Origin of the sequence: Streptomyces sp. MMBL 11-1 (genome assembly GCF_028622875.1) — a bacterium.
Lineage (GTDB): Bacteria > Actinomycetota > Actinomycetes > Streptomycetales > Streptomycetaceae > Streptomyces.
This window is the reverse complement of record NZ_CP117709.1, coordinates 7,543,988-7,557,597: the sequence shown is the minus strand read 5'-3', so window position 1 is coordinate 7,557,597 and position 13,610 is coordinate 7,543,988. Positions and strand designations below refer to the sequence as shown.

Genomic DNA, 13,610 nt, shown 5'->3' with positions numbered 1-13,610 from the left:
GATGATCCCTTCGAGTGCGGCGCGGGCCGGCTGGTGCGGCCGTGGCCGGGAAGCGGCACGGGCGGGTGCGCCGTGGGCCGCGTGGTGCTGTGGAGCCGATCGTGACGGTCGCGTCCGGCGAGCGCCGGAGGCGACGGTGAGCTCCGGCGCTCAGCGGGCCGGAGTGGTGGTGTGGGTGAGGGGACGGCGGGCCGGGGGCGGTGAGGCCGGGGGCCGGCTACGCCGGATGCCGCTGTCGGGAACCGCCGCTGGGACCGCTAGCCGTGGCCGTGCAGAGCGGTACGGCCCGTTCCGGGCGCCGCGTCCGCGGGCGCCGGGGGCACAGCCGCGCGGGTCGCGGCCGGGGGCAGCGCGGAGGCGGCCCGGTGCGGGCATGTCCTCAGTTCGGCGCTGCGTCCCATGAACCGAGTGTACGTGCGGTGGGAAGGGCAGCGAGCCGCCCACGGGCCGCTCCGACCGGGGCGAACGCCCGGAACGGAGTCCCGGGCCGGGCCGGGGCCGGGCCGAGAGCGGGGGCCCTGGACAGAGGCCGGGCGTCAGGGTGTGCTGGCGGCCGGTCGGTCGGTCGGTCGGTCGGTGCCGAGGGAGGGGCGGCGGCACGGTCGGTTCCGGAACCTCGTCGTCGACCCCCCGGACGCCGACGCACCGCTTCTCGGAACAGGCCGCGACCTGCGTACCGACCGGTCCAGGACGCCTGCCCCGGACACCGAGATCCGATCTTCCCTTTGCGGCGGGAGCGGGACCGGAGTGGAATTGCGTACAGGGGACAGTGGTATCCGGGGTATCCGGTACTCCCGGAGGAAAGGACGCGCCATGAGCGACACCGACTGGGGGGATGACGTCTACCAGCCCCAGGAACCCGAGGCTTCCGACCCCGCCGAACAGCTCGACGCCGGGGACACGCTCATGGATCCGTCCGGCACCGGCGACCCGCTGGACGAGGGCTACGCACCGCCGGACCGTCCCTGGGCGGTCGACGGCCTCGGCACCACGGCCAACGAGCGGCACACCGGCGAGTCCCTCGAAGCCCGGCTGACCAGGGAAGTACCCGAGCCGGACGGTTCCATCGGCGACGGCGTGGGCGATCTGGTGGGCGGCGACGGCGAGCCGTGGGACGACGAGGTCGGAGTCGCCCGCGCCGGACGGCTGACCCAGCAGGCGGACGGCAGTGTCCCGGCCGCCCTCACCGCCAGCGACGTGGGCATCGACGGGGCGGCGGCGTCGGCCGAGGAGGCCGCGATGCATGTGATCCCCGAGCCGGGGGACGACAACGCGCTCCTGAAGGCCGGCCCGGCCCCCGGAACCGGTGCGGCCACCGGGGGCACGGCCGCCCCGCCCTCGCCCTGAGCGGGCTGTCGGCGAGCGCCTGCCCGTGAGCGCGTCCGTCCCCGGGCCCGTACACCCCCCTGACCGAAGCCCCTCACGCACCGCAGCCCCTCACGCACCGCCGAACGCGTCACACGGCACCGAACGCGCCCACCCGATCTGCGGGAGGCGGCCCGCGGCCTCGCAGGATCTTCCCCGAAGCCGCGCTCGACGGACGGCCGCCGCGACCTTCGCGAGGTGCCCGCCCCTCCGCTCCCCCGGCCGGATGCTCCCGGCGTGCGGCCGGCGGCGGGAGATGGGTTAGTGGGTGCGAGCCCTGCTCGTCACGGTCCCCCGGCCGCCGACTGTTCGCCGCTGCCCCTTCACCGCCGACTGTCCGCGGCAGACTCTTCGCCGCCGTCCGTAGACCGCCGACCGTTCGCCGCCGACCGTCCCCCGCCATCCGTTCGCCGCCGTCCGTACACCGTCGTAGTGGAGTGCGCGCATGCCCGACGCCGTCCCTGATCCCGTCTCCGTCCAGCCCGTCGTGGCGCCGTTGACCAGCGCCGCGCTGTTCCTGGTCGGCACGATCGAGCCGGGCGGCGAGAGCGCGGTGCGGGACGTGCTGCCGGACCTCGCAGCCGTGGCCCGGTCGCTCGGCTTCCGGTACCCGGACTCCGGTCTCGCCTGTGTGGCGGGCTTCGGCGCCGACGCCTGGGACCGGCTGTTCGCCGGGCCTCGCCCGGCTCACCTCCACCCGTTCCCGGAACTGCGGGGGCCTCTTCACCACGCCCCGGCGACCCCCGGCGACGTCCTGCTGCACATCCGGGCCGAGCGGATGGACGTCTGCTACGCGTGGGCGGCCCAGCTGCTCGACAGGCTCGGCGGAACCCTGCGGATCGTGGACGAGACGCACGGCTTCCGCTACCTGGACCACCGGGACCTGCTCGGCTTCGTGGACGGTACGGAGAACCCGGTGGGCGACGACGCCCGGGCGGCGGCGCTCGTCGGGGCGGACGACCCGGAGTTCGAGGGTGGCAGCTACGTCGTCGTACAGAAGTACCTGCACGACCTCACGTCCTGGAACGCGCTCTCCGTGGAGGAGCAGGAACGCGTCATCGGCCGCACCAAGCTGGACGACGTGGAGTTCCCCGACGCCGAGAAGCCCGCCGACTCCCACCTCTCGCTCAACACGATCACCGACCCGGACGGCACCGAACGGGACATCCTGCGGGCGAACATGCCGTTCGGGAGCTTCGGAAAGGGCGAGTTCGGTACGTACTTCATCGGGTACGCCGCCGATCCCGACGTGACCGAACGGATGCTCCGCAACATGTTCCTCGGCGATCCGCCCGGGACACACGACCGCATCCTCGACTTCTCCACAGCGGTCACCGGTTGCCTCTTCTTCGCCCCCCGCGCCGACTTCCTCGACGCTCCGCCGCCCCCACCCGTCCGGACCCGCTCCGGGGACCTGCCGGAAGCAACGTTCACGCCGGTCCGGCCCGAGCCGCCCGCGGCCGGGGCGGACCACGGTTCGCTGCGCATCGGCAGCCTGCAAGAAAGCGCCCAGTGATGAACAATCTGCACCGCGAGCTCGCGCCGGTCACCCCGTCCGCCTGGGACGAGATCGAGGAGGAGGCCCGGCGCACCTTCCGCCGTCATGTCGCCGGCCGCCGTGTCGTCGACGTGTCCGATCCGGACGGCCCGACCCTGGCCGCCGTCGGCGACGGCCATCTGACCGACATCGATCCGCCCACCCCGGATGTGGTGGCCCGGGCCCGCACGTCGATGCCGGTCATCGAGTGGCGGGTGCCGTTCACGGTCTCCCGCCAGGCCGTGGACGACGTGGAGCGCGGCTCCGCCGACAGCGACTGGCAGCCCGTCAAGGACGCGGCGCGCACCTGTGCGTTCGCCGAGGACATGGCGATCATCGACGGGTACGGGGCGGCCGGGATCACCGGGCTGCGGGACGGCTCCTCGCACGATCCCCTCCCGCTGCCCGCCGACGCGCGGGACTATCCGGCGGCGGTCAGCCAGGCGGTGACGCGGCTGCGGCTGGCCGGTGTCGACGGCCCGTACCGGCTGATGCTCGGCGCGGACGCGTTCACCGAGGCGGCCGAGACCTCCGACCACGGGTATCCGGTCAAGACCCACCTGAGCCGCCTGGTGGACGACGAGATCCTGTGGGCGCCCGCGGTCAGGGGCGGGGTGCTGCTGTCCGCCCGGGGCGGAGACTTCGAGCTCTGCCTGGGCCAGGACCTGTCGATCGGCTACGCGGACCACGACGCCACCAGCGTCCACCTCTACTTTCAGCAGGCCTTCACCTTCCGGATGCTGACGCCGGAGGCCGTGGTCGGCCTGATCGCCTGATCGCCCATGCCCCGGGGGCGCTCACCGGCGCGTGGCCGGGCGACCGAGCGCCCCCGTTCCGCCGAAGACCCGGGGGCAGCCATCAGGGACTCTGGCCTCATGACGCAGACGACTTCCACGCACCACGAGGACGGCACGGCACCGCCGGCCGGCCGCTTCGACGCCGTCGTCCGGGCGGCCGTCGGGCAGGGGCTGCTGGGCGAGGGCAGCCAGGTAGCCGGATTCATCGACACCGAGGGCGTGCGCGCCTCCGTCGGGGCCCTGCACGACGCCTTCGCCGCCACGCCCGGGGTACTGCACACCTTCGCGGCCAAGGCCTGCTCCCTCGTCCCGGTGCTGCGGCTGCTGGCCGAGTGCGGGATGGGGTGCGAGGTGGCGAGCCCCGGTGAGCTGCGGCTGGCCGTGGAGGCAGGGTTCGCGGCGTCCCGTATCGTGCTGGACTCCCCCGCCAAGACCCGCGAGGAGATCCGGCTGGCGCTCGCCCTCGGCGTCGCCGTCAACGCCGACAGCCTCGACGAACTGCGCCGCGTCGACGCCCTCCGTGACCCGGGCACCGAATCGGTCCTCGGACTGCGGGTCAACCCTCAGGTGGGCGGTGGGTCGATCGGGCCGATGAGCACGGCGACGGACACCTCGAAATTCGGGGTCGCGCTCCGGGACCCGGGTGCCCGCGAGGCGATCGTGGGAGCCTTCCGGGAGCGACCGTGGCTGACGCGGCTGCACGCCCATGTGGGCTCCCAGGGATGTCCGTTGGAGCTGATCGCGGCCGGTGTGGCACAGACGTACGAACTGGCCGAGGAGATCAACGCGACGCTGGGTGTCCGGCAGGTCACCAGCCTGGACATCGGCGGCGGGCTTCCGGTCAACTTCACCGACGAGACCGTGCACCCCACCTACGCGGACTATGTGGCGGCCCTGACGGCGGCCGCGCCCGGCCTCTTCTCCGGCCGCTACTCCCTGGTCACGGAGTTCGGCCGGTCGCTGCTGGCGAAGAACGGGTTCATCGGGGCCCGGGTGGAGTACACGAAGGATGCCGGGGGCCGTCGGATCGCACTCACCCACGCGGGAGCCCAGACGGCCACCCGTACGGTCCTCATGCCCGACGCCTGGCCGTTGCGGATCGGGGCGTTCGGCCCGGACGGCACTCCCAAGGGCGGGCCACCGCTGGCGCAGGACATCGCGGGGCCGTGCTGCTTCGCGGGGGACGTCGTGGCGTACGCCAGGGAGCTGCCGGAGCTGGCCGAGGACGATCTGGTCGTGCTGTACGACACGGGGGCGTACTACTTCTCCACCCCGTGGGCCTACAACAGTCTGCCCCGTCCCGCGGTGTACGGATTCCGGACGGGGGCGCGGCCGGCGGACGGTTCGGGGAAGGGCCGATCGGACCACGACGGCCCGGTGGCGTTCGTGACGGTGCGGGACGCGCAGTCGCTGGACAACATCGCGGCGGAGAGCGGTCTCGCCCACGCGGACGCGCTGGTCGAGCCGGGCGACTGAGCGGGCGGGGCCGCCCCGGCCGACGCGACGGCCGCACCGGGGCGGTCCGGTGGGCCGATCACACCGCGGACCTCGTCGGCCCGGCCCTTCGCCGACCTCCCGGCGGAGGGCCGGGCCGTCCGTCACCGCCCGGGTGCTGCCCGCCCCGGCCGACCGGGCCAGGTGCCGGCCTGAACCGGACCCGGCCCGCCGGTCAGGTCCCGGCGGGCTGCGGCTCGGGCTCCGGGTCCGGTACGGGGTCCGGGCCCGGCGCGGGCGGCTGCGGGATCGGGTCCGGCGCGGGCCCGGGCGGCACCGGCCCGGGGCCCGGCGGTACGGGCGGCGGGCTCGGCACCGGAGTGGGCGGGCCCGGTACGGGCGGAGGCGTCGGCGAGGGCGGTACGGGGTCGGGGTACGGGTGGGTCATCGCGATCCTCCACAACGGCATGACAGGGACAGATGGAGCATTCCTCCACCGTCTCCCGGAGCGGCTGCCCGCGCCTGCCGAGTCCACACGTGCGCGCGGCGACAGGAGCGCGGGGCGACGCGTGCCGGGTCTTTCCGAGGGGCAGACTCCGGCGAGGTGCCCGGACCCGTACGGCTCCGCGACCGGTACCGTCGAGGCGAAAGGCGCCCCCTGTGTCCCTGCCGAGCGTTCTCGCCGTTCACGCCCATCCGGACGACGAGTCCCTGTTCTGCGGAGGAGTCCTCGCCCAGCACGCGGCCGCCGGTGCCCGGACCGCGGTGGTCACGGCGACCTGGGCGGAGGGCACGCACAGGGCCGCCGAACTCGCCGATGCCCTCGATGCCCTGGGCACGGGCGCCCCACGGCTGCTCGGCTACGCGGACGCCCGCGTGCCGGAGTCGGCCCCCGGCCGGCCCCGGTTCCTCGACGCTCCGCTGGAGGAGGCCGTGGAGGCCGTGGTCGGCCACATCCGTGATTTCCGGCCGGAGATCGTGATCACGGCGGACGCCTACGGAGGCATGACCGGCCACCCCGACCATGTCCACGCCCACCGGATCACCGCGCTGGCGGTCCGGGCCGCCGCCCTCCCCCGCTGCTGTCCGGGTTCCGGTGATCCCTGGCAGCCGAGCGCCCTGTACCTCGCCACGCACCCCCGCTCGGCGGCCGTTCCGGTCGGCGGGCGGCTGGCCCGGCCGGGAACCCCGGCCGACGTGCTGTACTGCTCGGAGGACGCGTGGATCACCGCGACCGTGGACGTCGGCCCCTGGCTTCCGAGAAAGCTGGCCGCGATCCTCGCGCACCGCAGCGAGGTGGAGAGAGGCGCCGCGCCCGGCCGGATCGCCGCTCTGCCTCCGGCGGTCCAGCGTGAGGTGCTGAGCACCGAGTGGTACATCCGCCGGGACCTCACGCCGCCCCGGGGCGGGTCCGCCACGGGGCTGAGCGCGTGAGGTGCTCCCGGGCCCGGCGTGAGGACGGGCCGGGCCGGTGGGATCCCGTGTGAGGTCAGAACAGCTCGGGGTGGCCCCTGAGCTGCCGCTCCGCCTCCTGGACGAGCTCGGCCGGCACATCGGGCGCCTCGTCGGGGTGACGCCGCGCCCACTGCGCCGCGTACGGGCACAACGGGACGACGGGAACTCCCTCGCGGGCGGCCATGGCGAAGAACTCCCGGACGAGCGCCCCCGCGATGCCCTTGCCCTCGTGTTCGGGCCGGACGACGGTGTGCACGGCCACCAGGGCACCGGGGGCCGGGTCCATGGCGAAGTACGCGATGGTGCCGGCCGGCTCGCCGTCCCTGTACGCCACGAGACTGCCGTTCTCCCGGTCGTCCCTGATCTCCACAGCTGCCTTGTCGGTCATGACTCCCGCTCTCTCGTACGTGGACGTGGCCGTCGCTCGTCCAGCGCGCGGACGGGGACCTCAGCCGTTCGCGACGACGGCCTGCGGGCTCCGCTCCGTACGGGTCCCGGGAACCGGCTCCGAGGGATCGGCGCCGAGCGCCACGATCCGGTTGTCCGCGTCCACGTGCACGACCCTCGGCACGAGGGCACGGGCCTCCGCGTCATCGACCTGCGCATAGCTGATCAGGATGACCAGGTCACCGGGGTGCACGAGGTGTGCGGCCGCGCCGTTGATCCCGATGACACCGGAGCCGCGCTCACCCTCGATGACGTACGTCTCCAGCCGGGCGCCGTTGTCGATGTCAACGATATGGACCAGCTCACCGGGCAGCAGGTCGGCGGCCTCCATCAGGGCGGCGTCGATCGTCACGGAACCGACGTAGTGTAGGTCGGCTTGGGTGACGGTGGCCCGGTGGATCTTGGACTTGAATATTGTACGTATCATCGAGGTACTCCTGGACGTAGGCTCCCTGCCTGCGTATTTGCAGGTCAAGGGCTGTTTCCTCACCCTATAACGAGTCGCATGTTCAGGCAGCGTTCCCCAGGTTTTTCAGGACTCATGCTGACCACTTGCTGACTTTCCTGACGCTTCGTCAGGTGACGTCGAGAGGGCCCACTCACTCTCCCGAACTCCACCGGAACGACTCCGCAAGCCTACGCAGCTCTCCCCTGCGGGTATCAGTGATCACCATCACCTCGACGAGCCGACAGTGGTTGCCTGCCTCCACGCCCCTATAAGAACTCCTAGCAAAATGAGATGAGGGATGTCCTCGGGTCGGGTGAGGATCGCTCGGTACTCGCCGACGAAAGGGCAGCTATGGGCGACAGGCCCCCGAGGGAGCTCATCTCACTCGCTGATGACGAGGACAACAGCGTCTCGGTCAACGTTCTGGGGCGTAGTCCCGGATGGACCGCCGGGCTCGACGCGGAGATTGTCGTCAAGACTCCTTTCGTGTCCGGTCGTATTGACCTGGCGTTGTACGTTGCGAGGCTGGAGAGCTGGGCCGACGCACTGGACCGGCTCGACGCCGGGGAAGACGTGGCCTGGATGGAGATGAGCAGCGGGCCGTCCATCTTCATCCAGCTCACGGGCGAGCGTGACTGCCCGGAGGTGGTCGTGGAGGACGAGTCCTGGTCCATGGTCACCGTGCGGGTCCCGCTCGTCCCGCCGGACGACTGGGTTGCTGACCATCGCCGGCGTCTGCGCCAGGTGATGGATCACTGGGTTCCGATGCTGTCAGGGTAGGGCGACAAGTCGCCGCCAGCAGATGAGTACGCATCCGAGGGTCGGGAAGGCTTTGTGGATGTCGTCGCGGATCTCTCAGCGGATGCGCATGCGGCGGAAGCAGTGCAGGTGGGCGAAGGCGTGCTCTACGACCCAGCGTTGGGCGCCCAGGCCGGATCCGTGCTCGGTGCCGCGGCGGGCTATCGCTGGCTTCACGCCGAGTGCCCAGACAAGGCGGCGGTACTTGTCGTGGTCGTAGCCGCGGTCACCGAGCACGAGGTCCGGGCGGCGCCTGGGCCGGCCGCGCTTGCCGCGCACCGGTGGAACGGCTTCGAGGAGCGGGATCAGCTGGGTGACCTCGTTGCGGTTGCCGCCGGTCGGGGTGGTGGCGAGCGGGGTGCCGGTGGCGTCGGTGATCAGGTGGTGCTTGCTGCCGGTTCTGCCCCGGTCAACAGGGCTTCGTCCCGCCTTGGGCCCCCTTTTAGCGCCCGGACGTGGGAGCCGTCGACCGCCGCCCGGGAGAAGTCCAAGGCGTTTGCGCCGCGTAGCTTCGCCAAGAGCACATGGTGCAGCTGGGGCCACACGCCAGCCTCGGTCCTCTCGGCCAGGCGGCGCCAGCAGGTCATGCCCGAGCCGAAGCCGAGTTCCTGCGGCAGGTGTTCCCAGGCAATCCCGGTGTGCAGTACGAACAGGATGCCCTGGAAGACCAGCCGGTCCGGATGCCTCTTCCGCCCTGGATGCCGCATCCGTCGCTCGACCTTGGGAAGCAGCGGTTCAACCACCGCCCACAGTTCGTCATCGACATCCCATGGCTTCGGCCGAGCCACCCCGCACCCCCGGTTCAACGGTCCCGGAGTGATCCAACCACCTCGAAGATCATTTCGCTAGGAGTTCTAAGGGCGTCGCGAGCGCACGGAAGCTCAATGCGGCGCGGCAACCTAGCAGCGAATCCCGGTGCAGCCAAGCCGCCGATTCCCACGACTATGGCCACGACCCGCCCGACTCTTCGGAGCAGCACGGAGCGGGCGCCATGAACCTTCGAGATCCGGCTGGCCCTGAACGCGACCCGGTACAGCGATCGATCTCGAACCAGCCTCAAGGAGCCATGTGCCCGTGGGACCGCAGCCACACCCCGATGAAGGCCGCACCGACATCGGCCGATCGCGCAGGCACCAGTCTGTGGAGCCTGTCCTCATAGACACTGCCGAAGTCGCCACGATGCTCAGCATGTCCACGAGCTGGGTCTACAGGGAGGCGTCTAAATTGGGCTTGAAGGGCTACAAACTCGGCCGAGGCAGGAACGCCAAGGTGCTTTACAAAAGGGCCGAGGTCTTCAAATGGCTGGAGCAGCAGAAAATCTATTAACGTCTTCGCCTTACTCAGCGCTCGCCAACACCCCTCCAATGATCTCCACGCCAGACACTCTTCGCACGCATGCATCGAAGTCGACTTACGCGTATGAGAGTTCACCTCACCCGGGGAGGAAGCGACCAAGCCTGCCGGGAGGACCCCACTACCTGGGTTAAGACGCCCGTGCCCATGCACGTCAAGTACAAGGAGACGGCGCGGGGCGGGCTCGCGGTGAACATCATCGAGTGCTAGGCAAATAGGCTCTGAGCAGCGCGTTTCCATCTTTCAGCGCTGCCAGGGCCTTCCCCGCTTACGCGGCGGAAAATCCCTGAAAACTCCCTGGGACAGACGTGAAAGTCCCTGAAATGTCCCTGCCGACCCTCGCTCCTGGCGGCGCCCTGGCCCCCCACCGTCACACCCAGTGCCTGCACTACACCCCCAGGTCTGCAGTGCAGGCAGTGAACAGGTGCTCAAGCTGCGTCGTGTTCAGCTTTGGCTGCTCGCGACCTTGGTGGGTGATGTCTTGAAGGCGGTGATGCAGGCGGCTGCTGAGACTGCGGCGAGCGCAACGAAGAGCTGGGGATAGCCTCCGAGCGGTGCGGCGACGACGGCTCCGGCGAAGGGGGCGATGGCGGCGGCCGTGGTGGTGGGCGCGGCGAGGAGCCCGGAGAGGCGGCCGTAGTGGGTGGTACCCCAGCGATCGGTGATGGCAGTGGCTTGGAGAAGGGTGAGGTTGCCACGGACCGTGCCCGCTACGACCGAGAGGGCGACGAGTAGCGCGTACGGTCCCGGAGTGAGGGCGAGGGCCGCAGTGGTGACGGCACCGAGCGCCACGAGCGCGATGGTGCGGGTGGTGGGGCTGGTGCGGCGGGCAAGGGTGGCGTAGAGGGTGCGGCCGAGAGTCTGTCCAGCTCCGCCGAGTCCGAGTGCCCAAGCTGCTTCAGTGCTGGTGTAACCGCGTTCGGTCATGAGGGGTACGAGGGCGATGACAGCGGCGGAGACGGTGAACGCGGACAGCGTGAGGGTGACGGCGAGCATCCAGAAGGGCCGGGTACGGGCGACCTGGTCCGTACCGCCGGCGGGGTGGAGCGTGGTGGAGATCGAAGGCTCGGGCCAGGGCGCCTTGAGCGCGAGAGCGTGGGCGGGAATGGTCACCGCGGCGAGGATGAGGGCGAGGACCACGTAGGTGGCACGCCAGGACAGGTGGTCGGCGAGTGCGGCGGTGAGCGGGGCGAAGACGGTGGAGGCAAGGCCGCCTGCAAGGGTGACGATGGTCAGCGCGCGGACATGGTCGGGTGCCCACCAGCGGGTCAGGGCGGCGAAGGCAGGCTGGTAGAAGGTGCTGGCCATCGCGAGGCCGGCGAGCAGCCAGCCGACGATGAAGACAGGCAGGTTGGGCGCAAGCGCAACAATGAGGATGCTCAGAACGCCGATGACCGAGCCCGTGGTCATGACGGTGCGCGGGCCGTGGCGGTCGATGATCCGGCCGACGCGGATCCCGGCCACGGCGGAGACCAGCAGGGCCGCGGAGAACGCGGCGGCGGTCACCCCGGCGGGCCAGCCGGTCGCAGCCGTGATCTGCGGGTTCAGGACCGGGAACGCGTAGTAGACGATGCCCCAGCTGGTGATCTGTGTGGCGCACAGCGCGGGCAGCGCGGCGCGGGGCCGTGACCGGACCCCCGTTCCGGTCACGGCCCCGCGCTCGGAGGCGTTGAGGTCGGTCACGAGCCGCAGCAGCCGCCCGCCGGTGCTTCGTCCACCGTTGCGGCAGTGGCCAGTGCTCCGGCGCCGACCTGGATCAGGGCAGGTTCGGGCGTCGTGCAGCAGCCTCCGGCGTCGGCCGGTGCGGCGGCCGGGTCGTCGAAGAGTCCGGCCCCGCCGCAGACTCCGGTTTCGGGGAGGGTGAGTTCGACGCGGTCGGCGGCTTCGAGGTCGCCGGCGAGGACGGCGGCGACGGAGCGGACCTGCTCGTAGCCGGTCATGGCGAGGAAGGTCGGGGCGCGGCCGTAGGACTTCATGCCGACCAGGAACACGCCCTTCTCCGGGTGGGAGAGCTCGCGGTGGCCGTGCGGGTAGACGGTGCCGCAGGAGTGCTGGTTGGGGTCGATCAGCGGGGCGAGCTCGGTGGGGGCCTGGAGCCGTTCGTCGAGGCCGAGGCGGAGCTCGTCGAGGAAGCCGAGGTCGGGGCGGAGGCCGGTCAGCACGATGACTTCGTCGACCGGGTCCAGGCGGCGTCCGTCTTCGCCCACCAGGACCAGGCGGCCGTCGGTGTCGCGTTCGATCGCTTCGGTGCGGAATCCGGTGACCGCTTCCGCGTGTCCCTGGTCGACGGCGGCCTTCGCCGCGAGGCCGAGGGCGCCCCGGGCGGGAAGCTGGTCAGCGCTGCCGCCGCCGAAGGTGGAGCCGGAGATGCCCCGGCGCAGGACCCAGACCCCCTTCGTGCCTGCACCGTCGTCGGACATGGCGAGGTCGGCGAGGGAGGCGAGGGCGGTGAAGGCGGAGGCCCCGGAGCCGATGACGGCGGTGCGGCGCCCCGCGTAGCGGGCGCGGACGGCCGGGTCCTTGAGGTCGGGGACGCGGTAGGTGATGCGGTCGGCGGCGGCCTTCTCGCCGAGGGCGGGCAGGCCGGATGCGCCGGCCGGGCTCGGGGTGGTCCAGGTGCCGGAGGCGTCGATGACGGCGCGGGCGAAGACCCGCTCCTCGCGGCCGTCCGCGTGGGTGATGTGGACGACGAAGGGCTGCTGGTCGCGGTCGGCGTCGACGATCCGGTCGCGGCCGGTGCGGGAGACGCCGGTGACCCGGGCGCCGAGGCGGACGCGGTCGCCGAGCGCGTCGGCGAGCGGCTGCAGGTACTGCTCGGTCCAGTCCCCGCCGGAGGGATAGGTGGCCGGGTCGGGGTGGGTCCAGCCGGTGGGGGCCAGCAGCTTTTCGGCGGCCGGGTCGACGAGCTCACTCCAGGTGGAGAAGAGGCGTACGTGCGCCCATTCCCGGACGGCGCTCGCGGCGGCGGGGCCGGCTTCCAGGACGAGCGGGAGGAGGCCGCGCTCGGTGAGGTGGGCGGCGGCGGCGAGGCCGGCCGGGCCCGCGCCGATCACGACGACCGGCAGGCCCTCGGTGGTGGTGGTCATGGCGGTGATGTCCTCCATGGAGAGGCGGCAGATCAGGCCGCTGTTTCGATTGCTGTCTATGTTCGGAGCTTGCCACTCGCATCGACGAGTGTCAACATAGACACATGTCGAAGTCTGAGGTTGTCGAGCTGCCGGTCCTGGACCCGGAAGCGGTCGCACCGTGCTGCCCGCCCATCACCGCCGGGGAGCTGTCCGTGCCCGACGCGGAGCGGATGGCCGCAATGTTCAAGGCGCTCTCCGACCCGGTGCGCCTGCGCCTGTTCTCCAAGGTCGCCTCGCATCCGGGAGGAGAAGCGTGCGTGTGCGACATCCAGGACGTCGGCGTCTCCCAGCCGACCGTCTCCCACCACCTCAAGAAGCTCCGCGAGGCCGGCCTCCTGACTTCGGAGCGGCGCGGGACCTGGGTCTACTACCAGGTCGCGCCCTCCGTCGTCGCCGCCATGTCCGCCATGCTCGACCTGCGCCCGGCCGCCGCCCGAACCTGACCTCCGGCCCTCACCCCGTCCGGCGTCAGCAGCCGGTTCCGGGCGGACAACAGACCGCCAGGTACCCCTGGAGCGAGGTGAGCCGCTCGGCCATGGCCGCGCCGTCGGCACGGTAGAACACCTGCCTGCCCTCCTTGCGGGCGACGACCAGCCCTCCCCGGCGCAGCAGGCTCAAGTGCTCCGAGGCGGTCGACGCCTTCAGTCCGCACCGTTCCGCGACCTCACCGACCGTCAGCTCGGCACCCCCGGCGAACTGGAACATCACCCGCTGGCGGGTCTCGCTCGCCAGCGCCTTGAGGAAATCGGCCGTCGCCGGATCGAGCACGGCCCCCTCATCTCTGTTCTCCGTCAACGCCCCACACCCAACATTTCGTCACTTCCCGAAACAACGACTCATTGTGAAAG

At 71.6% G+C, this 13,610-nt stretch carries 15 protein-coding genes and 1 pseudogene; 8 read left to right on the top strand and 8 right to left on the bottom strand.

The window, feature by feature from the left end:
• Positions 1-257: 257 nt before the first annotated feature.
• A complete protein-coding gene (locus tag PSQ21_RS33335) occupies positions 258-401 on the bottom strand; it encodes a hypothetical protein (RefSeq protein WP_274035089.1) in 144 nt (47 codons plus the stop codon).
• Between the two features lie 412 nt (positions 402-813).
• Between PSQ21_RS33335 and PSQ21_RS33330 the strand changes: the two genes are divergently transcribed.
• The 4 genes from PSQ21_RS33330 to PSQ21_RS33315 all read left to right on the top strand — a co-directional run bounded on the left by PSQ21_RS33330 (position 814) and on the right by PSQ21_RS33315 (position 5,175).
• Positions 814-1,347, top strand: coding sequence for a DUF5709 domain-containing protein (locus PSQ21_RS33330; RefSeq protein WP_274035088.1), 534 nt, complete (start codon positions 814-816; stop codon positions 1,345-1,347).
• Between the two features lie 463 nt (positions 1,348-1,810).
• Positions 1,811-2,881, top strand: coding sequence for a Dyp-type peroxidase (locus PSQ21_RS33325; RefSeq protein WP_274035086.1), 1,071 nt, complete (start codon positions 1,811-1,813; stop codon positions 2,879-2,881).
• Positions 2,881-3,678, top strand: coding sequence for a family 1 encapsulin nanocompartment shell protein (locus PSQ21_RS33320; protein ID WP_274035085.1), 798 nt, complete (start codon positions 2,881-2,883; stop codon positions 3,676-3,678). Before PSQ21_RS33325 ends, PSQ21_RS33320 begins: the two co-directional genes overlap by 1 nt.
• A gap of 99 nt (positions 3,679-3,777) precedes the next feature.
• Positions 3,778-5,175 carry a diaminopimelate decarboxylase gene (locus tag PSQ21_RS33315; RefSeq protein ID WP_274035084.1) on the top strand — a complete coding sequence of 466 codons (1,398 nt, stop codon included), beginning with the start codon at positions 3,778-3,780 and terminating at the stop codon, positions 5,173-5,175.
• Between the two features lie 193 nt (positions 5,176-5,368).
• Here PSQ21_RS33315 and PSQ21_RS33310 read toward each other — a convergent pair whose 3' ends face one another.
• Entirely contained in the window at positions 5,369-5,581 is a 213-nt protein-coding gene (locus PSQ21_RS33310; protein ID WP_073777767.1) for a hypothetical protein, read from the bottom strand.
• Between the two features lie 212 nt (positions 5,582-5,793).
• On the opposite strand from PSQ21_RS33310, the gene PSQ21_RS33305 reads away from it, so the two are divergent.
• Positions 5,794-6,567 (top strand): PIG-L family deacetylase, encoded by a 774-nt coding sequence (locus tag PSQ21_RS33305; RefSeq protein WP_274035082.1) that lies wholly within the window; start codon positions 5,794-5,796, stop codon positions 6,565-6,567.
• A gap of 55 nt (positions 6,568-6,622) precedes the next feature.
• Here PSQ21_RS33305 and PSQ21_RS33300 read toward each other — a convergent pair whose 3' ends face one another.
• Positions 6,623-6,976, bottom strand: coding sequence for a GNAT family N-acetyltransferase (locus PSQ21_RS33300; RefSeq protein WP_274035080.1), 354 nt, complete (start codon positions 6,974-6,976; stop codon positions 6,623-6,625).
• A 60-nt stretch (positions 6,977-7,036) separates the two neighbouring features.
• Entirely contained in the window at positions 7,037-7,462 is a 426-nt protein-coding gene (panD, locus tag PSQ21_RS33295; protein ID WP_274035079.1) for an aspartate 1-decarboxylase, read from the bottom strand.
• 312 nt (positions 7,463-7,774) lie between these two features.
• Here panD and PSQ21_RS33290 point away from each other — a divergent pair, with 312 nt between their 5' ends.
• Positions 7,775-8,263: a DUF5959 family protein gene (locus tag PSQ21_RS33290; RefSeq protein ID WP_274035078.1), complete on the top strand. Its 489-nt coding sequence runs from the start codon at positions 7,775-7,777 to the stop codon at positions 8,261-8,263.
• Here the strand turns inward: PSQ21_RS33290 and PSQ21_RS33285 are convergent.
• Positions 8,255-9,069, bottom strand: a pseudogene (locus PSQ21_RS33285) (IS5 family transposase). The gene PSQ21_RS33290 and the pseudogene PSQ21_RS33285 overlap by 9 nt on opposite strands.
• 280 nt (positions 9,070-9,349) lie before the next feature.
• Between PSQ21_RS33285 and PSQ21_RS33280 the strand changes: the two are divergent.
• Positions 9,350-9,607: a helix-turn-helix domain-containing protein gene (locus PSQ21_RS33280; RefSeq protein WP_337961691.1), complete on the top strand. Its 258-nt coding sequence runs from the start codon at positions 9,350-9,352 to the stop codon at positions 9,605-9,607.
• A 471-nt stretch (positions 9,608-10,078) separates the two neighbouring features.
• On the opposite strand, the gene PSQ21_RS33275 is transcribed toward PSQ21_RS33280, so the two are convergent.
• Together PSQ21_RS33275 and PSQ21_RS33270 are read right to left on the bottom strand one after the other, a co-directional pair.
• The gene (locus PSQ21_RS33275; RefSeq protein WP_274035077.1) at positions 10,079-11,317 is read right to left on the bottom strand and encodes an MFS transporter; all 1,239 of its coding nucleotides are present in this window, start codon (positions 11,315-11,317) and stop codon (positions 10,079-10,081) included.
• Entirely contained in the window at positions 11,314-12,720 is a 1,407-nt protein-coding gene (locus PSQ21_RS33270) for an NAD(P)-binding domain-containing protein (RefSeq protein ID WP_274035075.1), read from the bottom strand. Before PSQ21_RS33270 ends, PSQ21_RS33275 begins: the two co-directional genes overlap by 4 nt.
• Before the next feature lie 104 nt (positions 12,721-12,824).
• Here PSQ21_RS33270 and PSQ21_RS33265 point away from each other — a divergent pair, with 104 nt between their 5' ends.
• The gene (locus PSQ21_RS33265; protein ID WP_274035073.1) at positions 12,825-13,205 is read left to right on the top strand and encodes an ArsR/SmtB family transcription factor; all 381 of its coding nucleotides are present in this window, start codon (positions 12,825-12,827) and stop codon (positions 13,203-13,205) included.
• A gap of 25 nt (positions 13,206-13,230) precedes the next feature.
• Here PSQ21_RS33265 and PSQ21_RS33260 read toward each other — a convergent pair whose 3' ends face one another.
• Positions 13,231-13,557, bottom strand: coding sequence for an ArsR/SmtB family transcription factor (locus PSQ21_RS33260; protein WP_274035072.1), 327 nt, complete (start codon positions 13,555-13,557; stop codon positions 13,231-13,233).
• Positions 13,558-13,610: the final 53 nt, after the last annotated feature.